Annotated in this window: 24 protein-coding genes; 15 read left to right on the plus strand and 9 right to left on the minus strand. The window is 54.4% G+C overall.

Annotated features, from left to right (window positions below):
- Positions 1-18: 18 nt before the first annotated feature.
- The 5 genes from LCD46_08995 to xthA are packed head-to-tail and all read right to left on the minus strand — an operon-like array spanning position 19 to position 4,813.
- Complete coding sequence (locus LCD46_08995; protein ID UOY72426.1) at positions 19-639, minus strand: ATP-binding cassette domain-containing protein; 621 nt, start codon at positions 637-639, stop codon at positions 19-21.
- Positions 639-2,168, minus strand: coding sequence for a thiamine ABC transporter permease (locus LCD46_09000; GenBank protein UOY72427.1), 1,530 nt, complete (start codon positions 2,166-2,168; stop codon positions 639-641). The genes LCD46_08995 and LCD46_09000 overlap by 1 nt, the downstream gene beginning before the upstream one ends.
- Entirely contained in the window at positions 2,141-3,310 is a 1,170-nt protein-coding gene (locus LCD46_09005) for an ABC transporter substrate-binding protein (GenBank protein UOY72428.1), read from the minus strand. Before LCD46_09005 ends, LCD46_09000 begins: the two co-directional genes overlap by 28 nt.
- A gap of 6 nt (positions 3,311-3,316) precedes the next feature.
- Positions 3,317-4,000 carry a TVP38/TMEM64 family protein gene (locus LCD46_09010; GenBank protein ID UOY72429.1) on the minus strand — a complete coding sequence of 228 codons (684 nt, stop codon included), beginning with the start codon at positions 3,998-4,000 and terminating at the stop codon, positions 3,317-3,319.
- Positions 4,001-4,006: 6 nt separating this feature from the next.
- A complete protein-coding gene (gene xthA / locus LCD46_09015) occupies positions 4,007-4,813 on the minus strand; it encodes an exodeoxyribonuclease III (protein ID UOY72430.1) in 807 nt (268 codons plus the stop codon).
- Positions 4,814-5,246: 433 nt separating this feature from the next.
- On the opposite strand from xthA, the gene LCD46_09020 reads away from it, so the two are divergent.
- The 7 genes from LCD46_09020 to ves all read left to right on the plus strand — a co-directional run bounded on the left by LCD46_09020 (position 5,247) and on the right by ves (position 12,966).
- Positions 5,247-6,467, plus strand: coding sequence for an aspartate aminotransferase family protein (locus LCD46_09020; GenBank protein UOY72431.1), 1,221 nt, complete (start codon positions 5,247-5,249; stop codon positions 6,465-6,467).
- The gene (gene astA / locus LCD46_09025) at positions 6,464-7,498 is read left to right on the plus strand and encodes an arginine N-succinyltransferase (GenBank protein ID UOY72432.1); all 1,035 of its coding nucleotides are present in this window, start codon (positions 6,464-6,466) and stop codon (positions 7,496-7,498) included. Before LCD46_09020 ends, astA begins: the two co-directional genes overlap by 4 nt.
- On the plus strand, positions 7,495-8,982 hold the full coding sequence (gene astD / locus LCD46_09030; protein UOY72433.1) for a succinylglutamate-semialdehyde dehydrogenase: 1,488 nt from the start codon (positions 7,495-7,497) through the stop codon (positions 8,980-8,982). The genes astA and astD overlap by 4 nt, the downstream gene beginning before the upstream one ends.
- Positions 8,969-10,294, plus strand: coding sequence for an N-succinylarginine dihydrolase (gene astB / locus LCD46_09035; GenBank protein UOY72434.1), 1,326 nt, complete (start codon positions 8,969-8,971; stop codon positions 10,292-10,294). Before astD ends, astB begins: the two co-directional genes overlap by 14 nt.
- A 10-nt stretch (positions 10,295-10,304) precedes the next feature.
- Positions 10,305-11,270, plus strand: a complete 966-nt coding sequence (gene astE, locus LCD46_09040) for a succinylglutamate desuccinylase (protein UOY72435.1) — start codon at positions 10,305-10,307, stop codon at positions 11,268-11,270.
- A 337-nt stretch (positions 11,271-11,607) separates the two neighbouring features.
- A complete protein-coding gene (gene spy, locus LCD46_09045) occupies positions 11,608-12,102 on the plus strand; it encodes an ATP-independent periplasmic protein-refolding chaperone Spy (GenBank protein UOY72436.1) in 495 nt (164 codons plus the stop codon).
- A gap of 297 nt (positions 12,103-12,399) precedes the next feature.
- Positions 12,400-12,966, plus strand: coding sequence for an environmental stress-induced protein Ves (ves, locus tag LCD46_09050; GenBank protein ID UOY72437.1), 567 nt, complete (start codon positions 12,400-12,402; stop codon positions 12,964-12,966).
- Here the strand turns inward: ves and cho are convergent.
- On the minus strand, positions 12,935-13,813 hold the full coding sequence (gene cho / locus LCD46_09055) for an excinuclease Cho (GenBank protein ID UOY72438.1): 879 nt from the start codon (positions 13,811-13,813) through the stop codon (positions 12,935-12,937). The genes ves and cho overlap by 32 nt on opposite strands.
- Before the next feature lie 115 nt (positions 13,814-13,928).
- The gene (gene nadE, locus LCD46_09060; GenBank protein UOY72439.1) at positions 13,929-14,756 is read right to left on the minus strand and encodes an ammonia-dependent NAD(+) synthetase; all 828 of its coding nucleotides are present in this window, start codon (positions 14,754-14,756) and stop codon (positions 13,929-13,931) included.
- Positions 14,757-14,988: 232 nt separating this feature from the next.
- On the opposite strand from nadE, the gene osmE reads away from it, so the two are divergent.
- The 7 genes from osmE (at position 14,989) to chbG (ending at position 20,848) form a co-directional block, all read left to right on the plus strand.
- Positions 14,989-15,330, plus strand: a complete 342-nt coding sequence (gene osmE, locus LCD46_09065) for an osmotically-inducible lipoprotein OsmE (GenBank protein UOY72440.1) — start codon at positions 14,989-14,991, stop codon at positions 15,328-15,330.
- Between the two features lie 284 nt (positions 15,331-15,614).
- On the plus strand, positions 15,615-15,932 hold the full coding sequence (gene chbB / locus LCD46_09070) for a PTS N,N'-diacetylchitobiose transporter subunit IIB (GenBank protein UOY72921.1): 318 nt from the start codon (positions 15,615-15,617) through the stop codon (positions 15,930-15,932).
- Positions 15,933-16,011: 79 nt separating this feature from the next.
- Entirely contained in the window at positions 16,012-17,370 is a 1,359-nt protein-coding gene (chbC, locus tag LCD46_09075; GenBank protein ID UOY72441.1) for a PTS N,N'-diacetylchitobiose transporter subunit IIC, read from the plus strand.
- Between the two features lie 46 nt (positions 17,371-17,416).
- The gene (gene chbA / locus LCD46_09080) at positions 17,417-17,764 is read left to right on the plus strand and encodes a PTS N,N'-diacetylchitobiose transporter subunit IIA (protein UOY72442.1); all 348 of its coding nucleotides are present in this window, start codon (positions 17,417-17,419) and stop codon (positions 17,762-17,764) included.
- Positions 17,761-18,612, plus strand: a complete 852-nt coding sequence (chbR, locus tag LCD46_09085; GenBank protein UOY72922.1) for a transcriptional regulator ChbR — start codon at positions 17,761-17,763, stop codon at positions 18,610-18,612. Before chbA ends, chbR begins: the two co-directional genes overlap by 4 nt.
- A 110-nt stretch (positions 18,613-18,722) precedes the next feature.
- Positions 18,723-20,078: a 6-phospho-beta-glucosidase gene (locus LCD46_09090; protein ID UOY72443.1), complete on the plus strand. Its 1,356-nt coding sequence runs from the start codon at positions 18,723-18,725 to the stop codon at positions 20,076-20,078.
- An 11-nt stretch (positions 20,079-20,089) separates the two neighbouring features.
- Positions 20,090-20,848, plus strand: coding sequence for a chitin disaccharide deacetylase (gene chbG, locus LCD46_09095; protein ID UOY72444.1), 759 nt, complete (start codon positions 20,090-20,092; stop codon positions 20,846-20,848).
- 39 nt (positions 20,849-20,887) lie between these two features.
- On the opposite strand, the gene katE is transcribed toward chbG, so the two are convergent.
- Positions 20,888-23,137 (minus strand): catalase HPII, encoded by a 2,250-nt coding sequence (katE, locus tag LCD46_09100; GenBank protein ID UOY72445.1) that lies wholly within the window; start codon positions 23,135-23,137, stop codon positions 20,888-20,890.
- Positions 23,138-23,325: 188 nt separating this feature from the next.
- Here katE and cedA point away from each other — a divergent pair, with 188 nt between their 5' ends.
- Positions 23,326-23,580: a cell division activator CedA gene (gene cedA, locus LCD46_09105; GenBank protein UOY72923.1), complete on the plus strand. Its 255-nt coding sequence runs from the start codon at positions 23,326-23,328 to the stop codon at positions 23,578-23,580.
- 49 nt (positions 23,581-23,629) lie between these two features.
- On the opposite strand, the gene LCD46_09110 is transcribed toward cedA, so the two are convergent.
- Positions 23,630-25,021, minus strand: a complete 1,392-nt coding sequence (locus LCD46_09110) for an L-cystine transporter (GenBank protein ID UOY72446.1) — start codon at positions 25,019-25,021, stop codon at positions 23,630-23,632.
- Between the last annotated feature and the right edge of the window lie 3 nt (positions 25,022-25,024).

Consider the following 25,024-nt stretch of genomic DNA (forward strand, 5'->3'; position numbering starts at 1 on the left):
AAACATTGCGTTAGCACATTATTGCCAGCGAGAAATCGCAATCACCTCACCGCTGGGTGGAATGTCTTCCTCATCATGCGTGACCAGAATAACCGGTATGCCGCGTGCCCGGACAACGTCAAACACCCATGTCCGAAACGTCGCGCGTAGCGTTTTGTCGAGGCGCCCGAACGGTTCATCGAGCAGTAACGCCTGCGGCTCAGCGAGCAGGGCCCGCAACAGACTGACCCTGGCGCGCTCCCCGCCGGAGAGAGTCGCCGGATCGCTGGCGTAGTGGTTTTTAAGCCCGGCGGAACTCAGTGCCTGCTCGACCGCATCCCGCCGTGCGCGTCCGACAATCCGCTCGGGTAATGCCAGCAACAAATTTTGACCAACAGTGAAGTGGTCAAACAGCAGGGCATCCTGAAAGAGAATACCCAGCCCGCGGGATTCTACAGGAAGCCTGTCGCAGCGGCGCTCGTCTAACCATAACTCGCCCTGGGCCTGGAAATCGTCGGACAGCGCGCCCACCATCCAGGCAAAAAGGGTCGATTTCCCACTACCAGATGGTCCCATCAGGGTGACAATCTCTCCGCGAGGCACACAGAAATTGACCTCGCGGAAAAGCGGTTTGATGGTGAGATCTTTTACCTTCAGCATTAACGTAATCCCTGACGATAGCGGCCTGCGAGCCGTGATAGCAGTGCGGCAAGGCCGAACACCATGCCCGTGACCAGCAATAACCCCAGCGCCCGGTTAGCCAGAACCGGGATACTGCCCCCGCTGCTGAGTGCGACGGTCTCCGTGGTGAGCGTGGTGAAACGGCCCGCGCCCAGCCAGAGCGTTGGCATATATTGCGCCATGCTGACGGAAAAACCGGTGGCAAAAGCCAGCAGAGCCGGGCGCACCAGCAGGGGACATTTCAGCAGGCAGAAGATTTTTACCCGTCGCCAGCCGAGCGTTCTGGCGGTAAGGATAAGCCGGGGATCGATCCTGTGCCAGGCGGGTTGCAGCACCAGCAGCACCCACGGTAACACCCACAGCAGATGGCTCCAGAGCACGGCGACATACTGCCCGTCTATACCCAGTCGCAACGCAATAAAATATTGCCCGGTGACGAGCGGTAGCGCCGGAAGGGCGAGGGGTAACCATACCCACAGCGTACCTCGCTGCGGCCCCCATTCAAGCCAGAGAAAAATGAGGACCAGGGCCATCAGGCTGGAAAGCAGGCCGAAGGAAAGGCTGGTACCCACGAAGCCCATCTCGTCCCGCTGTGCCAGCATCAGCAGTACTGCTACGCAAAGTACGCCGCACGCGGGTAACAGCCTGCTTATCGACCGCTCAGGCAGTGGGACAAGAGACGTGCGACGCGTCCCCGGCAGATCCGAAAGCGTGCGACGCCATACCTTCCAGGCACCGTAACCCAGCGCGGCAAGTGCAGCCAACAGCAGGAGGATGAGCAGGCATAGCAGCATCCCTTTTGTTTGTTGCTGTGCGTCGCCCTGGCTGAGCCACTGCCAGGCCAGCACGGCCAGCGTGGGAGGGTTGCCTGGCCCAAGAACGATTGCCACATCCACGACCGAAATTGACCATGCAAGAACGGCCAGCATCACCGCCCCGAGGACTGGGGCGATAGCCGGAAGGAGCAGCCAGTTGAGTATCTGAAAACGTCCATAACCGAAGGTTTGCAGCACAACTTTTTGCTGTGCAAGACGTTTTTCCGGCAGTACGGCGTAGATGGCCCACAGCACAAACGCACTCTCTTTGACGGCGAGCGTAAGGCCCAGCCCTGCACCGTATCGGTCCAGTGCAGGCGTACAGACGGTACAGACCTGGTAAAAAAGACCGCCTTCCGCAAACAGCAGTAAAGCGCTGGTGGCGAACGCCATGTGGGGAATGGCTAACACCCACGGCAGGCGCGTGTTGAGACGCCGCCAGCGTTTGCCGGGCCAGAGAAGCGCCAGCAGGGAAAGGGCGATTAGCAAGGAACCCAGCGTCGCGATGAGCGTTGAGACCAGCGTGGCGACGGTCGCCTGAGGCAGTTGCGGGTCGTTAAGCAGCGACTCCCAGTGAGTCACCGAAAATGCCGGGGCGAGCAGCATCGCACCAGCGGGCAGGATCGGCAGATAGATGGCCGCCATTGCCAGCCAGACAAGCCAACTCAACGGGTGCCGTAACGACGCAGCCATTCCTGCTCCAGCGCGTTAACCCAGGCCGATTGCGGCTCAGCCAGTATCTTCGGCAGCCCTTCAGGGGTGCGGGCTTGCAACTGTTTCGCTTCACCTTCGGGGAGTAATTTTACATCCAGTACGCTCGGGTCTCCCCAGATAGCCGGGTCAGCCTTGCGAATTTGCGCCTGCGGTGAAAGCAGGAAATTGGCGACCACTTTCGCACCTGCGCTCGCGCTGGCATTAGCCGGAATGGCGACAAAATGGACGTTACCGATCATCCCGGTGTGAAAACCAAAGCTGTAGCTGTCGGCTGGCAGTTCACCACTGGCGACTTTTTGTTGCGCATGTGCCGGGTTAAAGGTCAGCGACAGGTTCAGACTGCCGCTGGCAAGCAGGGCATCCATACGTGCAGGCGAAGGGGGAAAGTCTTTGCCTTCGCGCCACAGGAGTGGGTGGAGTTTGTCGAGGTAATCCCAAAGCGGGGCTGTTACCTGGGCAAAGGTGTTATCGGGTGCCTTTTGCAGCGCATCCGGCTGTGTGGTAAGTGTCAGGAGCAACTGCTCAAGAAACGCCGTCCCGGTAAAATCGGGCGGGCGAGGATAGCTGACTTTACCCGGATGCTGCCGCGCGTAAGCCAGCAATGCCTGCGGATCCTCCGGCGGCGTCGGCATGCTCTTTGTGCGTGAGATAAAGGTCAGCTGCGCGCCGCCCCACGGCGATTCCGCCCCGTCAGTGGGAACAGCAAAATCTTCCGTTACGGGTTTGCGGGTATCGACATAGCGCCAGTTTGGCAGCAACTGTGCCCATCCGGTTTGCAGCAGGTTAGTCTCTTTTAATGTGCGGAAATTTTCGCCATTAACCCACAGCAGGTCGACTGAGCCGTTGGTCTTACGTCCAGCGCTGGCTTCCGTCTGAATACGTTTTACCGCATCGGCGGCATCTGCCAGTGGGACAATTTTGAGGGTAATGGCGTAGTGCGTTTTCATCTCACCGCTTACCCACTCAAGGTAGCGGTTTACCGCCGGATCGCCGCCCCAGGCGTTAAACCAGACCGTCTGGCCTTTGGCTTGTTGTTGGATGGATTGCCAGCTGTCTGCGGCATACAAAGGGGTTGCCAGCAGCAGGCTGGTCAGAAACGTGCAAAAACGCACACGGCGCATAATGCCTCACTTTTTAGACGAAGGGGTATAACGGGTAAATAGCCGGCGTGTGACCAGCGGTAATAACCCCAGTAGTGTAAAGGCGAATATCATACCCGGCGACAAAATATCGCGCAGCGTTGACACTTTTCCCAGCTCGCGCCCGGCGTTCAGAAAGACAACAGTGGCGGGCAGCATGGCGAGCTGGCTGACCCACCAGTAACGACGTAGCCCAATGCGGGTAAGCCCCATCAGCAAATTCACCAGAAAAAACGGGAACAGCGGCATCAGACGCAGAGCAAAAAGATAGCCCGCGCCGTCATGCGCCATCCCGGCGTTCACCGTTTTCATCTGCTGAGCAAACCTTCGCTGGACCCAGTCGCGCAGCAGATAACGGCTGGCGAGCATCGCCAGCGTGGCACCGAGCGTGGAGGCAAACGAGACCAGTATGGTGCCTTCCCACAGAGGAAACAGCGCACCACCCAGCAGGGTCAGTATCGCCGCGCCGGGTATCGACAGGGCGGAAACCACCACATAGAGCGCAAAAAAGATCAGCGCACTTTGTAGCGGCGCGTGTTCAACATGAGAGAGTAGCGCCTGCTGGTGAGTTTTAATCCCATCCAGGGAGAGTGTGCCCGGAGGAAGCGCGATAAATGTCAGAATAAATGCGCCCAGAAGGGCGCACAGGAAGAGTCTTTTTCGAATGTTCACACGTGATTACAGCTTGAATTTTGCCCAGACCGGCGCGTGATCGGACGGTTTTTCCATGCTGCGGATATCGTAGTCGATACCGGTTTCAATGCAGCGCTCTGCCAGCGGCGAGCTGGCCAGCAGCAGATCGATACGCAGGCCGCGGTTGTCATCAAAGCCTTTTGAGCGGTAGTCAAACCAGGAGAAGCGATCCTGCGTTTCCGGGTTGGCACTGCGGAACGTATCCACCAGACCCCAGTCAAGCAGACGCGCCATCCACTCACGCTCTTCCGGCAGGAAAGAACATTTGCCGGTACGCAGCCAGCGCTTGCGGTTGTCTTCGCCAATACCGATATCGAGATCCGTCGGGCTGATATTCATATCGCCCATGATCAGCACCGGATTCTCTTTTTTCAGTTCGGTGGTCAGGTAGTCCTGCAGATCCTGGTAGAACTTTGCTTTGGCCGGGAATTTTGTCTCGTGGTCACGGCTCTCACCCTGCGGGAAGTAACCGTTAATGACCGTGATATTCCCGAGTGCAGAAGGCACTTCCGCCATGATAATGCGACGCTGTGCTTCTTCACCATCGCCAGGGAAGCCGCGGCGGACGGATACCGGTGGCGCTTTAGTGAGCAGCGCTACGCCATAGTGGCCTTTCTGTCCGTGATAGAAGACGTTGTAGCCGAGTTTCGCCACCTCTTCGAGGGGGAACATGTCGTCGTGAACTTTTGTCTCCTGCAGGCCGATCACATCTGGCTGATGTTGCTCAACGATAGCTTCAAGCTGATGAGGACGGGCACGCAGGCCGTTGATATTAAAAGAGACAAATTTCATAGTCGCTGCCAGTGCAAGGTGAATAGTGCATGGATGGTAGCAGAATTTGCGTCAACTGTTACGGGGATTGACCAATAACTGCGACAGATAATGCCAGTGGTGCAATATTTGCACCATTCTGACGCGTATCGCCCTCAAACAGGGCATAAATGACAGATAAATTTCGCGAGCGATCACAATTCCAGAATTATATTTGGCCTCTGCATACTCTTTCTTATTTTCATGCGGCAAAGCGCCGCTTGTCGTAAAAATATTCACTTTTTATGCACTAACAGTGAATAACTTCATATTGTAACTTATTGATATTCTGTTGGCCCAACCCGTTTATGCATTTTTATCGCTGGCTGGCACGAAGGCTGCAATCTACATTCACAGTGCAAACACTCAATTATTTAACATTAAAATAACTTTTTATTTACCGGATGAGGTCGCTATGTCTCTGTCAATTACGCGTGAAAATTTCGATGAATGGATGATGCCAGTATACGCTCCGGCGGCTTTTATTCCGGTTCGTGGGGAAGGCTCACGCCTGTGGGACCAGCAGGGTAAAGAGTATATCGACTTTGCAGGTGGGATTGCGGTGAACGCGCTGGGCCATGCTCATCCGGCACTGCGTCAGGCACTGAATGACCAGGCGGCGAAGTTCTGGCATACCGGCAACGGGTTTACCAACGAGCCCGCTCTGCGTCTGGCGAAAAAACTGATCGACGCAACATTTGCCGAAAAAGTCTTTTTCTGTAACTCGGGGGCAGAAGCGAACGAAGCGGCGCTGAAGCTGGCGCGCAAATATGCACACGACAAGTTTGGCACGCACAAAAGCGGTATTGTCGCGTTTAAGAACGCCTTCCACGGTCGCACGCTCTTTACCGTCAGCGCGGGCGGTCAGCCTTCTTATTCGCAGGATTTTGCACCGCTGCCACCCGATATTCGTCACGGTATCTATAACGATCTCCAGTCAGCCAGCGAGCTGATCAACGACACCACCTGCGCGGTAATTGTTGAGCCGATGCAGGGCGAGGGCGGCGTGCTTCCGGCGCAAAAGGCGTTCCTGCAGGGGCTGCGCGAACTGTGCGATCGTCATAATGCGGTACTGATTTTTGATGAAGTGCAAACGGGGGTGGGCCGTACCGGTGAACTGTATGCCTACATGCACTACGGTGTGACGCCGGACGTCCTTTCGACTGCCAAAGCGCTGGGCGGCGGCTTCCCGATTGGGGCAATGCTGACCACCGATAAATTCGCCAGCGTGATGACCGTGGGGACCCATGGCACCACCTATGGCGGCAACCCGCTGGCAACCGCCGTTGCCGGACAGGTTCTCGACATCATTAACACCCCTGAGGTGTTGAAAGGCGTTAAGCAGCGTCACGACTGGTTTGTTGAACGCCTGAATGCCATCAACAGTAAGACCGGCCTGTTCAAAGAAATTCGCGGTCTGGGGCTGTTAATCGGCTGCGAGCTCACCGCCGAGTTTGCCGGAAAAGCTAAACTTATTTCACAGGAAGCGGCAAAAGTGGGCGTAATGGTGCTGATTGCCGGTGCCAACGTGGTGCGTTTTGCTCCTGCGCTGATTGTCAGCCAGGAAGAGGTGCAAACTGGTTTAGATCGCTTTGCGCTGGCCTGCGAACATGTGAAATCCGGGGTGTCATCATGATGGTCATCCGTCCCGTTGAGCGCGGCGATCTCGCCGGGCTCATGCAGCTTGCCGGTAAGACGGGAGGTGGGTTGACCTCACTTCCCGCCGATGAAAAAACACTGTCGGCGCGCATTGAGCGCGCCCTGCACACCTGGCAGGGGACGTTGCCAAAAAGCGAACAGGGTTATGTGTTCGTTCTTGAAGATACCGACACCGGTACTGTAGCCGGGATTTGCGCCATCGAGGTGGCTGTTGGGTTAAACGACCCGTGGTACAACTATCGCGTCGGCACGATGGTTCATGCTTCGAAAGAGCTGAACGTCTATAACGCGCTGCCGACGCTGTTTCTTTGTAATGACCACACGGGTGCCAGCGAGCTCTGCACGCTGTTCCTCGACCCGGCGTGGCGTAAAGAGGGCAACGGTTACCTGCTCTCCAAATCACGCTTTATGTTTATGGCCGCCTTCCGCGACCGCTTTAACGAAAAGGTGGTCGCCGAGATGCGCGGCGTGATCGACGACACCGGCTACTCACCGTTCTGGGAGAGCCTGGGCGAGCGCTTCTTCTCGATGGAGTTCAGCCGGGCGGACTATCTCTGCGGTACCGGTCAGAAAGCGTTTATTGCCGAACTGATGCCGAAGCATCCTATCTATACCCATTTCTTAACCCCGGAAGCGCAGGCGGTGATTGGCGAAGTGCATCCGCAAACCGCGCCCGCCCGCGCGGTGCTGGAGAAAGAGGGCTTCCGCTACCGTAACTATGTCGACATCTTTGACGGCGGGCCAACGCTTGAGTGCGATATCGACCGCGTGCGTGCGATTCGTAAAAGCCGGCTGGTTGAGGTCGCTGAAGGTCAGCCTGCGCCGGGTGACTGGCCGGCATGTCTGGTGTCGAATGAGAATTACACCAACTTCCGTGCCATGCTGGTGCGTACCAACCCGAAATGTGAACGTCTGGTGCTGACGGCTGCAGAACTGGATGCCCTGAAATGTAACGCCGGCGATACGGTTCGCCTGGTGCGTCTCTGCCCTGAGGAGAAAACAGCATGACATTATGGATTAACGGTGACTGGGTCACGGGCGAAGGCGAACAGCGCGTAAAGACCAATCCGGTAGGAAAAGAGGTGCTCTGGAAAGGGAATGACGCCAGCGCCGCGCAGGTTGAACAAGCCTGTCATGCCGCGCGCCGCGCGTTTCCGGCTTGGGCAAAACAGCCTTTCGCCGTGCGTCAGGCCATTGTTGAAAAGTTTGCCGGTTTGCTGGAGGCGAACAAAGCCGAACTGACGCGCATCATCGCCTCTGAGACCAGTAAACCGCGCTGGGAAGCAACAACCGAAGTGACGGCGATGATCAACAAAATTGCCATTTCGGTGAAGGCTTACCACACCCGTACCGGTGAACAGCACACCGAGATGCCTGACGGCGCGGCCACGCTGCGCCACCGTCCGCACGGCGTGCTGGCGGTGTTTGGTCCGTACAACTTCCCGGGGCATCTGCCGAATGGTCACATTGTGCCCGCGCTGCTGGCGGGCAATACCGTGATTTTCAAACCGAGCGAGTTAACGCCATTAACCGGCGAGGCGGTGGTGAAACTCTGGGAACAGGCTGGCCTGCCGCCTGGCGTGCTGAATCTGGTACAGGGTGGGCGTGAAACCGGTCAGGCGCTGAGTGCGTTGAGCGATATTGACGGTCTGTTGTTTACCGGCAGCGCCGGAACGGGCTATCAGTTGCATCGCCAGCTGGCGGGGCAGCCGGAAAAAATTCTGGCGCTGGAGATGGGCGGTAACAATCCACTGATCGTGGAAGATCCTGACGATATTGACGCTGCCGTGCATCTGACCATTCAGTCCGCCTTTATTACCGCCGGACAGCGCTGTACCTGTTCCCGTCGCTTACTGGTAAAACGTGGTGCGCAGGGGGATGCCTTCCTGAAACGGCTGGTTGAAGTGAGCGCGCGTCTGGTACCTGCAACGTGGGATGCCGACCCGCAGCCGTTTTTGGGCGGTCTGATTTCCGAGCAGGCGGCGTTGAATGTGCTGAAGGCCTGGCAGGATCACGTCGCGCGCGGCGCGAAAACGCTGCTCGAACCGAAGCAGGTTCAGCCGGGTGCCTCGCTGCTTACGCCGGGCATCGTTGAGATGAGCGGGGCGAGCAACGTGCCGGACGAAGAGGTCTTTGGTCCGCTGCTGTGCGTCTGGCGTTACGACGATTTTGATGAGGCGATTGCAATGGCCAATAACACCCGTTACGGCCTGTCGAGCGGGCTGATTTCGCCGCATCGCGAGAAGTTTGATCGGCTGCTGCTGGAAGCGCGCGCCGGGATTGTGAACTGGAATAAACCGCTGACCGGTGCAGCGAGCACCGCGCCGTTCGGCGGCGTGGGGGCATCGGGCAACCATCGCGCCAGCGCGTGGTACGCCGCGGATTACTGCGCGTGGCCGATGGCAAGCCTGGAAACCCCGGCGCTGACGCTGCCGGAAACGCTCAATCCGGGTCTGGACTTTACCGGAGGGGATAGTCATGAAAGCGCGTGAAGTCAACTTTGACGGGCTGGTGGGGCTGACGCACCACTATGCGGGTCTCTCTTTTGGTAATGAAGCCTCGACGAAGCATCGTTTTCAGGTCTCCAACCCGAAACTGGCGGCGAAACAGGGGCTGCTAAAAATGAAAGCGCTGGCGGATGCCGGTTTCCCGCAGGCGGTTATTCCGCCGCAAGAGCGCCCAAACGTGGCAGTGTTGCGTCAACTTGGCTTCACCGGCAGCGATGAGCAGGTGGTTGAAAAAGCGGGTACACAGACACCGCATCTGCTCTCTGCGGCAAGCTCTGCCTCATCAATGTGGGTGGCCAACGCGGCAACCGTCGCACCGTCAGCCGATACGCTGGATGGAAAAGTCCATTTGACGGTGGCGAACCTGAACAACAAATTCCACCGCGCCACCGAAGCGGAAACCACCGAGCGCGTGTTGCGCGCCATTTTCAGTCATGACGACCATTTTGCGGTGCATCAGGCTCTGCCACAGGTGGCGATGTTTGGCGACGAAGGGGCTGCCAACCATAACCGGCTGGGAGGTGATTATGGCGACCCTGGTGTGCAGTTGTTTATTTACGGGCGTGAGGAGGGCGGTCATTCCGAACCCGTCCGCTATCCGGCCCGTCAGACGCTGGCGGCGAGTCAGGCCGTTGCCCGCCTGAATCAGGTCAATCCTTCCCAGGTGATTTTTGCCCAGCAGAATCCACAGGTGATTGACCAGGGCGTGTTCCACAACGACGTGATTGCCGTCTCCAACCGCCAGGTACTGTTCTGCCATGAGCAGGCGTTTGCCCATCAGGAGAAGCTGCTCGCTACGTTACATGAACGCGTGCCGGGTTTTATGCCGATTCAGGTGCCGACGCAGGCGGTCAGCGTGCAGGATGCAGTGGAAACCTATCTCTTCAACAGCCAGCTGTTGAGCCGTGACGATGGCAGCATGATGCTGGTGCTGCCGCAAGAGTCCCGGGATCATAAAGGGGTGTGGCGTTATCTGTCAGACCTGGTTAAGGCCGATAACCCAATTGACGAACTGCGCGTCTTTGACCTGCGTGAAAGTATGGCCAACGGCGGTGGTCCAGCCTGTCTGCGCCTGCGCGTGGTACTGACGCACAATGAAATGCAGGCCGTTAACCCGGCAGTGATGATGAACGAAACGCTGTTTAACACCCTGAACGACTGGGTGGATCGTTACTATCGTGACCGATTAACGCAGGCCGACCTGGTCGACCCTCAACTGCTGCGCGAAGGTCGTGAGGCGCTGGACGCGTTGACATCCATCCTGCAGCTGGGGTCGGTTTATCCGTTCCAGCGCTAAAGGAGTGAGTATGGAAAATCTACTGGCGCTGACCCTGGCTGATAAAACACCTGAACGGAGTGAGGGGGAGGGGCCCTCATTCCACTGGCGCTGGTTGGGGCGCGGAGTGCTTGAGCTGACGCCGACCGCAAAAAGCGATCTGTCGCTGCTGCTTTCAACGGGGATTCATGGGAATGAAACGGCACCCGTTGAGATTGTCGATCTGCTGTTGCGCGCGTTGTATCGTGGAGATATCACCCTTAAGTGTCGTGTGCTGGTAGTGCTCGGCAACCCGCCTGCGCTGGCACAAAACAAACGGTATCTGGTGAGCGATATTAACCGCATGTTCGGTGGGCGCTGGTCGCAGTTTCCACAGAGTGACGAAACGGTGCGGGCAGAGTGGCTGGAGAACGTCGTGAGCGCGTTTTTTGCGGCTGCGGGGCCTGCGCGCTGGCATCTGGATCTGCATACGGCGATCCGGGCGTCTTATCATGTTCGCTTTGGCGTTCTGCCGCAGCGTCATCAGCCGTGGGATGAAGCGTTCCTGAGCTGGCTGGGCGATGCCGGGCTGGAGGCGCTGGTCTTTCATCAGTCACCGGGGGGAACGTTTACTCACTTTACCTGCGAACGTTTCGCTGCGCTGTCGTGTACTCTGGAGCTGGGAAAAGCACTCCCGTTCGGCCAGAACGATCTGACTCGCTTTGCACCTACGCATCTCGCTCTTCGGGCGCTGCTGGGAGGAACGGTTCCTGAGCACGCGCATCAGCCCGTTGAACGGTATCGGGTCGTGCAGCAGATCACTCGCCGCAGCGATGCCTTCCTGCTTCATATGGCTGCACATACGCTCAACTTTACCCCGTTCCGTAAAGGCGTCCTGTTGGCCGAAGATGGTGAGGATCGTTATGAAGTACAGAAGACAACCGAATATGTGTTGTTTCCTAACCCGTCGGTGGCGTTTGGTTTGCGAGCCGGATTGATGCTGGAAAAAATCTCCTGAGTATTTCCCCTCTCGTCCTCTGAGGGGGGAAGCAAAAACCTTTTCTTAACGATTAAAGCGTTCGCACTTCTTTTGCAGAATATTCCTGGTGAATTGCTTTATTATTAATCTTCACTTCGCTATACTCATGCTTAATTTCTTTAAAATCATCGTGTTGTTTATTTTTTGTTGCAACTCTCCACGCTTTATCCTTATTTCCTCCACATTTGGCGAAAATTTGTTTTTTACACTTTCATTGTTTTACCGTTGCTCTGACTAATTGACGATAAAGCCCGTAAAGTTAATCTCGTCAACACGGCATAGCGCCGAAGAATAACTGAAAGAAAGGAAATAAATTATGCGTAAACTTACTGCACTGTTTGTTGCTTCTACCCTTGCTCTGGGCGCTACCAGCATGGCGTTCGCCGCAGATACGACCACCACCGCTGCCGCGCCAACTGAAGGCAAAATGATGATGCATCATAAAGGCAAGCCGGGTATGCACAACGAGATGATGATGTTTAAAGATCTGAATCTGACGGATGCGCAGAAGCAGCAGATCCGCGATATCAGGAAAGGCGAACGCGACCAGATGAAACGTCCTCCGCTTGAAGAGCGTCGCGCAATGCATGACATCATCGCCAGCGATAGTTTCGATAAGGCGAAAGCTGAAGCGCAGATCGACAAAATGGCTGAGCAGCACAAAGCCCGCATGCTGGCTCACATGGAAACCCAGAATAAGATCTACAACATTCTGACTCCGGAACAGAAAAAACAATTTAATGCGAATTTTGAGAAGCGTCTGACAGAACGTCCGGCGATGGAAGGTAAAATGCCAGCACCAACCGAATAATCGGTTCAACATCTTAAGACCGCCGGGATCCTGTCCACAAAAGCGCTATCGCTGTGGACAGGACCGGCGGTTTTTCTTTCCTTCCCTCTTGTCTGCCACCGCGAGCGCGGTATGCTCCTGTAGTCGCTTCAGAGAATGTTCGTAGAGTCATGGCGTTAGAATTTTTATTAACGTTCAGTTAATGCCTGCCCGCTCTGCTGCCGATACTGTGTCTGTGAAACCCTAACGATAACAAACAAGACAGCAACGATAGCAATATCCTTGCCTTGGCACAGGTTGTGCCATTCAGGAGTGGTGATGGAGTTCTTTGATATCCGTAAGATGCCGGTCAGTCTCTGGCGCAATGGTGCTGGCGAAACGCGAGAGATTTGTTGTTTTCCTCCCGCGACGCGGGATTTTTACTGGCGTGCCAGTATTGCGACTATTGCCAGTAACGGTGAATTCTCCTCTTTTCCCGGTGTTGATCGGGTCATAACGTTACTGGAGGGAGGAGAGGTGACGCTGGATGCCGGTCAGGCATTCTGTCATACCCTGAAACAGCATCAGCCTTACAGCTTTTCTGGCGATCTACCGGTAAAAGCACTGCTGGCGGATGGAAGGATGGCAATGGATTTCAACATCATGACCCGGCGCGATTGCTGCAAGGCAAAAGTACGCGTTGCCGATCGTACCTTTACCACCTTTGGTTCCCGGGGCGGCGTGGTGTTCGTGTTAGGTGGCGCGTGGCAGTTGGGGGATAAATTGTTGACCGCCGATCAGGGGGCATTCTGGGAAGAGGGCACCCACACTCTCCGTCTGCTGGAGTCTGAAGGCACCTTATTGTTCAGTGAAATTAACTGGCTGGCGGGTCACTCAGCACAATGATCTCATATTTGCCGGTTAATACCGGCTTACAGAGTATTTTGTAGCCGTCATGATCGAATCCGGCGGGTGTGCGTAGCAAGGTTGCCGCGTCGTTTACATTGTCAACGGCGCCCAGCCAAAGCCAGTTATTGATGATGTGATACTGGGTCATCGCTTCACCCACTTCCTTTAGGGCAACGGCATTTTCCCACGGCCAGCAGGCGACACTGATGGCCGCCAGCCCGTTGAGAAGCCGGGCATGATGTTCCTCAACACTTTCTTTCCCACAACAAGCACCTGCGCAGCGCTTCAGAGCGGATCGGAAACAGGCGCGCCCACGGGTGGTTGCCTCCAGACCCAACAGGCTGTAACAAAGCTGTAAATCATCCGCCAGCGTTTGCAGGGCCTGGAGTGCCGCACGTTTATTCGCGAATAACCCATACAGATTTGGGGCATGTGAAAAATCGACTTCACGTGCGTAGACAATCTGCGGTTTGCCCGCGGTTATCTGCAGGGAGCAAAGCTGACGATTGCGGCGCAAGCGCTTATTGAACAGCGGTTGTTGCTCTTTGATAAGTCGGGCTTCAAGCAACAGCGCGCCCATTTCTCCTGCGGTCTGAACCCAGGTAATGCGTCGTGACTGGCGCAGCATGGCGGCCTCGTCCGGCGTACGGAGATGGGATAATACCCGGCTGCGAATATTGACGCTTTTACCGATATAGAGTGGCAGGGTGTTACTCTCACCGTGAAAGATGTACACGCCAGGCTGTTTAGGCAGCGCCTCCAGCCATGGGCGAAGGTGCTCGGGATATTCGTAGATAGCCGCCGCTTCAAACTCAAGACGCGGGGCGGATTGACGCCTGCTCACATACCACTCCCTATACTGTTCAGGTATACAGTGTAGCAGGAGTGTGGTGGTTAAAAAAGAGCCGGGTGGCGGCTGCGCCTTACCCGGCCTAGATTATGCGGGTTACCGTTTTGCTCTATTTCTTCCAGAAGTCGTCAAACACCGTGATAGGCGTGTGGCGCTTGTGCTCGGTTTTCAGATACCAGCCTTCGATGATTTTCGCGGCACCTTCATCCAGTTTTTTACCTTCCAGATAATCATCAATATTGTCATAGGTGACGCCAAGCGCCGCTTCATCTGGCAGGGAAGGGCGATCGTCTTCAAGATCCGCTGTCGGCGCTTTCTTGTAAAGATGCTCAGGGCAACCCAGCGTGGCCAGCAGTTGCTTACCCTGACGCTTGTTCAGACGGAAAATGGGGTTGATGTCGGTGCCGCCGTCGCCATATTTGGTGAAGAAACCGGTGATCGCTTCTGCTGCATGGTCGGTTCCAACAACTACACCTTTGGTCATCCCGGCGATGCTGTACTGCGCTTTCATGCGCTCACGGGCTTTCTCGTTCCCACGGACAAAATCACTCAATTCTATGCCGGCTTCGCGGAGCGCCTGCTCGCTTGCCAGGACCGAACCTTTAATATTGACGGTCAGTACGCGGTCAGGCTGAATGAACGAAATGGCATCCTGGCAATCCTGCTCGTCGGCCTGCACGCCATACGGAAGACGCACGGCGATAAACTGCAGTGTCTCATCACCGGTCGCTTCGCGAAGCTCTGAAATGGCCATCTGGCAGAGTTTACCGGTCAGCGTCGAGTCCTGGCCCCCGCTGATGCCCAGCACCAGGGATTTCAGGAAAGGGTTCGTTTTTAAATAAGATTTTAAAAAATCCACGCTGCGGCGGATCTCTTCATGTGCATCTACCGCAGGCTTCGCGCCCAGCGCCTGAATAATCTCTTGTTGCAGAGCCATCATGCCCTCCATATGCAGAACATAAACCGAATGTATTTACTGCTAAAACTAACCCTTTGGGCGAGAAACGACAAGGATCACAGTTTTGAGTGCGCTAATTTGCGGCGATTTAGCAGGTTATCATTGTTTTATTAGAATTTTCCGAAATTCGTCTGGCGTAATTCACAAAGTTGAACAATCGTACTTTTTATTCCATGCTTAGATAACACGCTGATAAACAAGAGGACGGAATATGAACAAGAACGTAGCAGGAATTCTTAGCGCAGCGGCAGTACTGACTATGCTGGCAGGGTGTACAGCTTACGATCGCACCAAAGATCAGTTCACACAGCCAGTGGTTAAAGATGTCAAAAAAGGCATGACCCGTTCGCAGGTGGCTGCGATTGCCGGTAAACCTTCTTCTGAAGTGACCATGATCCATGCGAAAGGAACCTGCCAGACCTATATCCTGGGTCAACGTGATGGTAAGGCAGAGACCTACTTTGTCGCCCTGGATGATACCGGCCATGTTATTAACTCCGGCTATCAGACCTGTGCTGAATACGACACCGATCCGCAGGCACCTAAGGCGTAGTAACCCTGCGTATCTGAGGATGTTAACAAACCGACCAGTGGGTCGGTTTTTTTATGCATACAAAAATCTTATTTCTTTGCGCGAATTATTTGCTCGAAATGTGAAGGGAGTCAACAAGCCAGGTCAATGAGAGACAATTTGAGTCTGTTCAGAATTATCCCCTGTCTGTACCATTGCGTATACTCACTCCAACGACAAACAACAATACACAAGCTACCTGTCTGCCGGGACAGCGAGTCGAGTGATAGCAAGATGGCAGGTAGTCATACAAGAGGGAAATTATGATGGAAAAGAAACATATTTACCTGTTCTGCTCAGCGGGCATGTCAACCTCGCTTCTGGTGTCAAAGATGCGTGCGCAGGCTGAAAAGTATGAAGTCCCTGTGGTGATTGAAGCGTTTCCTGAGACGCTGGCGGGCGAAAAAGGCCAGAAAGCCGACGTCGTTTTACTGGGACCGCAAATCGCCTATATGTTACCCGAAATTCAACGACTGTTACCGAATAAACCGGTCGAGGTGATCGACTCAGGGCTGTACGGCAAGATTGATGGTTTAGGTGTATTGAAAGCTGCTGTTGCAGCCATTAAAAAAGCTGCTAATTAATTTTTATTTTTCCCGTCAAAGAGTTATTTCACACACAATACGCCGTAACTTGTGTTGCGGCATTTAAGGGTATTTTCCTATGAGTAAAGTCATCGCTTCACTTGAAAAGGTACTCCTTCCTTTTGCTGTTAAAATAGGAAAGCAGCCTCACGTTAATGCCATCAAAAACGGTTTTATTAAATTAATGCCGTTGACGCTGGCCGGGGCAATGTTCGTTTTAATTAACAACGTTTTTCTGAGCTTTGGTGAAGGTTCCTTCTTTTATTCATTAGGAATTCGGTTAGACGCTTCGACTATTGAAACCCTTAACGGTTTTAAAGCCATCGGCGGCAACGTCTATAACGGGACGTTAGGTATTATGTCGCTGATGGCGCCTTTCTTTATAGGGATGGCGCTGGCAGAAGAGCGGAAAGTGGATCCACTGGCCGCTGGTTTATTATCCGTTGCCGCATTTATGACCGTGACGCCTTACAGTGTCGGTGAAGCGTATGCAGTAGGCGCCAACTGGCTGGGCGGAGCTAACATCATCTCCGGTATTGTTATCGGGCTGGTGGTGGCGGAGATGTTCACCTTTATTATTCGTCGAAACTGGGTTATCCGTTTGCCAGATAGCGTTCCAGCTTCGGTTTCTCGTTCATTTTCCGCGTTGATTCCAGGCTTCATTATTCTTTCCATCATGGGGATTATCGCCTGGGCGCTTTCTCACTGGGGCACTAACTTCCATCAGATCATCATGGACTCTATCTCTACGCCGCTGGCGTCAATGGGTGGAGTGGTCGGTTGGGCGTATGTGATTTTCACTTCTCTGCTGTGGTTCTTTGGCGTGCATGGTTCACTGGCACTGGCAGCGCTGGACAGCGGGATTATGACCCCATGGGCACTGGAAAACGTAGCACTTTACCAGCAGTACGGCTCTGTTGACGCGGCGCTGGCAGCGGGTAAAACCTTCCATGTGTGGGCGAAGCCGATGCTTGACTCCTATATCTTCCTGGGCGGTACCGGGGCGACCTTGGGTCTGATCATCGCGGTCTTTATTGTCTCTCGTCGTGCTGACTATCGTCAGGTGGCGAAACTGGCGCTGCCTTCAGGTATCTTCCAGATTAACGAACCGATCCTGTTTGGTCTGCCAATTATCATGAACCCGGTGATGTTCATCCCGTTCATTCTGATTCAGCCGCTGCTGGCAGCCATTACCCTGACGGCCTATTACATGGGGATCATTCCACCAATCACCAACATTGCACCATGGACAATGCCGGCGGGTCTGGGCGCGTTCTTCAACACCAACGGCAGCGTGGCGGCCTTCCTGCTGGCGATATTCAACCTCGGGATTGCAACACTGCTTTACATGCCATTCGTGGCGATTGCGAACAAAGCAGCAACCATCATTGATGAAGAAGAGAGCGAAGAGGATATTGCCCTCTCACTGAAATTCTAAGATTGACCGGCGCGGGGAAACCCGCGCCAGCCACAAGGAGCTTAAAATGTTAGATTTGGATAGTATTGTTGCAGAAGAAAGCGCAGAGAACGATCTCGAAGAAGTGGTGATGGGGCTCATCATCAATTCCGGACAAGCCCGTAGCCTGGCCTATGCCGCCCTCAAGCAGGCCAAGCAGGGGGATTTCGCCGCCGCGAAAACCATGATGGATCAGTCCCGTACGGCGCTGAATGAAGCACACCTGGTGCAGACGAAGCTCATCGAAGGTGACCAGGGGGAAGGGAAGATGAAGGTTAGCCTGGTGCTGGTACACGCCCAGGATCACCTGATGACGTCGATGCTGGCACGCGAGCTGGTGGCGGAGTTAATTGAGCTTCACGAGAAAATGCAATAAGTCAGGTCAGGCAGCAGGAGGTCAGCACGATGGAAATTAAAACCGCACTTGAGCAGCAACTGTTTAATGGCAAGAATTTTCACGTGGTCATTTACAACAAAACGGAGAGCGCCAGCGGTCTGCACCAGCATGACTACTATGAGTTCACGATTGTTCTGACCGGCCGCTACTACCAGGAAATTAACGGTAAGCGCGTCCTGCTTGAACGGGGCGATTTTGTCTTCTTACCGATGGGATCCTATCACCAGAGCTTTTACGAATTTGGTGCCACACGCATTCTGAATGTGGGCGTCAGCAGACGCTTCTTTGAGAAGCACTATCTGCCGCTGGTACCGTTCTGCTTTGTGGCATCGCAGGTCTATCGTGTCAAAAACGAGTTTATGACCTGGATTGAAACGGTTATCGCCTCGCTTAACTTCCGCGACAATGAATTTGATGAGTTTATTGAAACGGTGACATTCTATGTGATGAACCGGCTGCGCCATCATCGCGAAGAGCAGCAGGTGACGGATGATGTTCCGCAATGGCTGCGCGGTACTGTGGAACTGATGCACGATAAAGGGCAGTTCAGTGAAAATGCGCTGGAGAATATGGTTTCACTGTCGGGAAAATCGCAGGAATATCTGACTCGCGCGACACAGCGTTATTATCGTAAAACACCTGTGCAAATTATTAATGAAATCCGCATTAATTTTGCAAAAAAACAGCTGGAAATTACCAACTATTCTGTCACCGATATTGCTTACGAATCCGGATACAGTAGCCCCAGTCTGTTTATTAAAACCTTTAAGAAATTGACATCGTTCACCCCGAACAGTTACCGGAAAAACTTGACGGTAATTAATTAACTTTAGGCGGCTTTACCCGCCGCGAATATTGCCTTGATTGCTTGCCCAAATAGCGGGAAGAGTACGCTATACCTTGCAGGCGATTAACCTGATACGCTAAGGGAGATATTATGCAAAAGAAATTAAAAGTCGTAACCATTGGTGGCGGCAGCAGTTATACCCCGGAATTACTTGAAGGTTTCCTGAAACGTTATCATGAATTACCGGTTAGCGAGTTATGGCTGGTTGACGTTGAGGAAGGTCAGGAGAAACTGAATATTATTTTCGACCTGTGCAAGCGCATGGTTGAGAAAGCCGGTGTGCCTTTAACCGTGCATAAAACCCTGGATCGTCGACTGGCGCTGAAAGATGCGGATTTCGTTACCACCCAGCTACGCGTGGGTCAGTTAAAGGCGCGTGAACTGGACGAACGCATTCCACTGAGTCACGGTTATCTGGGACAAGAGACCAACGGCGCGGGCGGCCTGTTCAAAGGTTTGCGTACCATCCCAGTCATTTTCGACATTATCAAAGATGTCGAAGAGATTTGCCCGAACGCATGGGTGATTAACTTTACTAACCCGGCCGGGATGGTGACCGAGGCGGTCTACCGCCATACGGGTTTCAAACGCTTTATCGGCGTCTGTAATATTCCGATTGGCATGAAGATGTTTATCCGCGACGTTCTGGAACTGACCGACAACGACGATCTCTCCATCGATCTGTTCGGCCTGAACCACATGGTGTTCATCAAAGATGTCATTGTGAACGGAAAATCGCGCTTTGCCGAACTGCTCGACGGCGTGGCCTCCGGTCGCCTGACGGCGGCGTCAGTGAAAAACATCTTTGACCTGCCGTTCAGCGAAGGGCTGATCCGCTCGCTGAATCTGCTGCCATGCTCGTACCTGCTTTACTACTTTAAGCAGAAAGAGATGCTGGCTATCGAAATGGGCGAGTACTATAAGGGCGGCGCGCGTGCGCAGATCGTTCAGAAGGTTGAGAAGCAGCTGTTCGATTTGTATAAAGATCCGAACCTGAACGTCAAACCGAAAGAGCTGGAGCAGCGCGGCGGGGCATATTACTCCGATGCAGCATGTGAAGTTATCAATGCCATTTACAACGATAAGCAAGCGGAGCATTACGTTAATGTGCCGCATCATGGTCATATCGACAACATTCCGGCTGACTGGGCCATCGAGATGACCTGTATTCTGGGGCGTGATGGGGCGAAACCACATCCACGCATCACCCATTTTGATGACAAAGTCATGGGCCTGATTCACACCATCAAAGGATTTGAAGTGGCTGCCAGTCATGCGGCGTTAAGCGGTGAGCTTAATGACGTGCTGCTGGCGCTGAACCTCAGCCCGCTGGTCCATTCTGATCGCGATGCGGAGCAACTGGCCAGTGAAATGATTCTGGCACATGAAAAATGGTTGCCGAACTTTGCTGCAACAATAGAGAAGCTGAAGTTCAAACACCGTTAAGGGGATGCGCAATGGAAAACCTGCTGATCGTCAATGCTGATGATTTTGGTCTCTCCAGAGGTCAAAACTACGGCATTATTGAAGCCTGCCGTCGGGGGATCGTGACCTCCACAACGGCACTGGTTAATGGTGAAGCGGTTGAACACGCGGCGCAGTTGAGCCGCGACGTTCCGGCGCTGGGCGTCGGCATGCACTTTGTGTTGACGCTTGGGATGCCGCTTTCGCAGATGCCAGGTCTGACTCGCGACGGACAGCTGGGTAAGTGGATTTGGGAACTGGCGGAGCAGGATGCTCTGCCGCTCGAAGAGATTACCCGTGAGCTGGACTGTCAGTTCAACCGCTTTGTTGATGTGTTTGGCAAGGAGCCGACGCACATTGACAGTCACCATCACGTCCATATGATCCCGGCGATTTTCCCGCTTGTTGCGGAATTTGCGCGACGTAAAGGGGTTGCAATGCGCGTGGATCGTGACGTGCAGGCGCTGCACGGTCTGTCATTCTTCTCTGTGCCCACAACGGACGGATTCAGCAGCGCGTTTTATGGCGAAGGGATCGATGAAGCACTGTTCCTGAAAGTGCTGGATGATTCCGCCGCCCGAGGCGAACGGTCGGTGGAGGTGATGGCGCACCCCGCTTTTGTTGATAACACCGTGCGTAAAAGCGCCTACTGCTGGCCTCGACTGGCGGAACTGGATGTGCTGACGTCGGCATCGCTCAAGTATGCGATTGCCGAGCGCGGATATCGGTTGGGAACGTTCAGGGATCTGTAAGAAGTGCCGGGGGGCGGTTTCGCCTTACCCGGCATTTTTTTACGCCGGTATCTGGTCAATCTTACTGCTGCGCGACCAGACGCGATGAACAGCGAGCAAATCAAACAGTTTCGTCATAAACGCGTCATTGACGTTATCGCCCTCCACAATGCCATCCTCACCCTGATCCGCAACCTTCAACTGCGCTTTAAACTGTCGCGCATCGCCGGATAGCGCGATCGGTTTAAGGTGTTTATAGGCTTCCAGCAAGTAATAGACGGCGTCGCCGTTGGTCAGCAGACTGTTAATATCCCCGCACGGCACAATTACCGCATCGACGGTTAGCGATGGCGCGCCGGCAAAAGTCGCCGCCACCGGCAGCACGGAGCCGTCATCGGCGGTCACTTCGCCCATGCGGGAATAAAGCAGTTTGGCGTGCACGCCTTGCTTTTTCAGCGCCTGCATAATTCCCAGCACATCACTGGCGCGGGTTTTATCATTCAGCAGAATGGCGACCACGCGGCCTTTAATTGAGCCACCCGGCACTGCGTACAGACTCAGTGACGGATCTTTTTTCACACCATTAACCGCTTTTGGCGGTGCCAGGTTGCGTTGCTCATAGGTGAGCATAATACCCAGGTTATCGGCTACGCTCTGAGCAAGCTGAATATCAATATGCGCCAGCTGATCGACCACGCGCTCGCGGATATAGGTGCGCACCACTTTGCTGAGCTCAAAGCTGAAGCAGCCGATAATGTGCTGCTGCTCAATCGGCGTCTGGCTGTTCCAGAACAGGCGAGGATGGGCGTAATACTCGCCAAATGACGGGCTGCGCTCGCGAATTTTGTTGCCATCAATACGCTCCTGATACGATTCGAATCCACCGCGTTTCGGCCCGGGTGGGGTTTCGCGCGGCCAGTTATCGTTGATGGAGTTCGGTTCATAGTTCGCCGGGTTGGTATCAATATCCTGACGGTGCATCCCGTCCCGCTGGAAGTTGTGGTACGGACAGGTTGGACGGTTAATCGGGATCTCGTGGAAATTCGGCCCACCTAGACGGCTGATCTGCGTATCGGTATACGAGAATAAACGTCCCTGTAAGAGAGGATCGTTGGTGAAATCCAGCCCCGGCACGATATGCCCCGGGTGGAACGCGACCTGTTCGTTTTCGGCGAAGAAATTATCCGGGTTACGGTTGAGCACCATTTTACCCACCAGCTGAACCGGCACCAGCTCCTCCGGGATCAGTTTGGTCGGGTCAAGGAGATCGAAATCGAACTTGCATTCGTCCTCTTCCGGAATGAGCTGCAGGCCCAGTTCGTATTCCGGGAATTCGCCCGCTTCAATGGACTCCCACAGCTCGCGGCGATGGAAGTCCGGATCGCGTCCGGTGAGCTTCTGCGCTTCGTCCCACACCAGCGAGGCTTTACCCGCCACAGGCTTCCAGTGGAAGCGGACAAACGTGGCTTTTCCCTCGGCGTTGATCAGACGGAAGGTATGGATGCCAAATCCTTCCATTGTACGATAACTGCGCGGAATGCCCCTGTCTGACATCGCCCACATCACGTTGTGTAAGGTTTCAGGCTGCTGGGAGACATAGTCCCAGAAGGTGTCGTGCGCACTTTGTCCCTGCGGTATGGCCCAGTGAGGCTCTGGTTTTACCGCATGGACAAAGTCAGGAAATTTATGCGCATCCTGAATGAAAAACACGGGAGTGTTGTTGCCCACCAGATCGAAAATTCCCTCTTCGGTATAAAATTTGGTGGCAAAGCCGCGGATATCCCGGACGGTGTCTGCCGAACCCGCGCCGCCCTGCACGGTGGAGAAACGCACAAACACCGGTGTGATTTTATCCGGGTCGGAGAGGAAATCCGCTTTGGTGATCGCTTTCAGACTCTTATAGGGCTGAAAGTAGCCGTGGGCCGCGGAACCGCGGGCGTGGACGATGCGTTCCGGTATCCGTTCGTGGTCAAAATGGGTGATTTTTTCCCGCAGGATAAAATCTTCCAGCAGGGTCGGCCCGCGCGCGCGCGCGCGAAGGGAGTTCTGATCGTCAGCAATGCGCACGCCCTGATTGGTGGTGAGCGCAAAACCTTCGCCGCCTTTACGGTGTGGCGCTAGAGATTTCAGTTTTTCATTTCCCATGTCCGTTGATTTCACGCTTCCCGGTGCGGTAGGTTGTTCGCCTGGGGCAGAAGGGCCGGGAGAGGGGCGGTGAGAGCCGTCAGCAGGGGCGAGGGAGTCCATTCCCGGTTGAGACTCTTCAGTGCCATGAATCGGCGATTGATGTGTTTTATCTTTGTTCGACATTGCACGATGCTCCTTGATTCATTGCTAAAAAACCTTTTAAGGATAGGACAATGTCGCAAGATGGTTTGCTAACTAAGAGTTTTCACATGCCGTCATTAGCGAAAGAAGCCATCTCACCCACTCGGGGCGCGACGGAAGGTAGCAGGATCGGCTATCATAGAATTTTCCTGCTTCAAGAATTTGCTTTAGTGAACCAGTCGCTTATGAAACCTCTTCGCCAACAAAACCGCCAGGTTATTAGCTATGTGCCCCGCGTTGAACCCGCGCCGCCGGATCATGCCCTGAAAGTGGAGGGTTTTCGTGATGTCTGGCTGTTACGCGGTAAATATGTGGCGTTTGTGCTGATCGGTGAACATTTCCGTCGTTCCCCGACTTTTACAGTACCGGAATCCGCGCAACGGTGGGCGATGCAGATCCGCCAGGATGAAGAGGTTGAAGAGTAACAGCCATAAAAAAAACCGCCATCAGGCGGTTTTTTTTAATTGTCAGTGTTTAACGGTGCGCCAGTTCGACGTCGTCTTCACTTTCCAGAATCGCTTTGTCAGTCTGCTTCAGCCACTGGCTGGTCAGCGTACCGGCCGTCATTGAGCCGCTTACGTTCAGCGCGGTACGCCCCATGTCGATCAGCGGTTCAACGGAGATCAGCAGCGCAACCAGCGTCACCGGCAGACCCAGAGCAGGCAGCACGATCAGCGCGGCGAAGGTTGCGCCACCACCGACACCTGCAACGCCTGCGGAACTTATGGTCACAATCCCTACCAGTGTAGCAATCCAGACTGGGTCAAGCGGGTTGATACCCACGGTTGGAGCAACCATCACCGCCAGCATCGCCGGATAAAGACCTGCACAACCGTTCTGACCGATGGTGGCACCAAAAGAGGCAGAGAAGCTGGCGATAGACTCAGGCACGCCCAGACGGCGGGTCTGTGCTTCAACGTTCAGCGGAATAGACGCGGCGCTGGAACGGCTGGTGAAGGCGAAGGTTAGCACCGGCCAGACTTTGCGGAAGTATTTCAGCGGGCTAACGCCGTTCACACCCAGCAGGATACCGTGCACCACAAACATAATGCCCAGGCCCAGATAAGAGGCAATCACAAAACTACCCAGCTTGATGATGTCCTGCAGGTTAGAGCCCGCAACCACTTTGGTCATCAGCGCCAGAACACCATAAGGGGTTAACTGCATCACCAGACGAACCAGCTTCATCACCCAGCTTTGCAGGGTATCGATAGCGGTCAGCACGCGTTCACCTTTTGGTGCATCGTCTTTCAGCAGTTTAAGTGCCGCCACACCCAGGAACGCGGCGAAAATGACCACGCTGATGATGGAGGTTGGGTTGGCGCCGGTCAGGTCAGCAAACGGGTTCTTCGGAATGAAGGAGAGCACCATTTGCGGAACGGTCAGGTCCGCCACTTTACCCACGTAGTTGGTTTGAATCGCGGTCAGACGCGCTGTTTCAGCACTGCCCTGAACCAGCCCTTCGGCAGTCAGGCCGAACAGGTTGGTGACCAGTACACCTACCAGCGCCGCAATCAGCGTGGTAAACAGCAGCGTACCAATGGTCAGGAAGCTGATTTTCCCCAGTTGGGTCGCGTTATGCAGTCGGGCAACGGCACTCAGAATAGAGGCAAACACCAGTGGCATAACGATCATCTGCAGCAGCTGAACATAGCCGTTACCGACAATGTTGAACCACTGAATGGAATCTTTCAGAACTGGATTGTCGGAGCCATAAATTGCCTGTAATGCCAGACCAAATACAACACCCATGACCAGACCAACCAGTACTTTTTTCGCCAGACTCCACTGTTTGTGGCGCGCCTGCGCGAGAAGCAATAGCAATACAACGAACACAATGACGTTCGCGATGAGTGGAAAATTCATCCC

This window comes from Enterobacter ludwigii, assembly GCA_023023105.1.
GTDB classification, from domain to species: Bacteria; Pseudomonadota; Gammaproteobacteria; order Enterobacterales; family Enterobacteriaceae; genus Enterobacter; species Enterobacter adelaidei.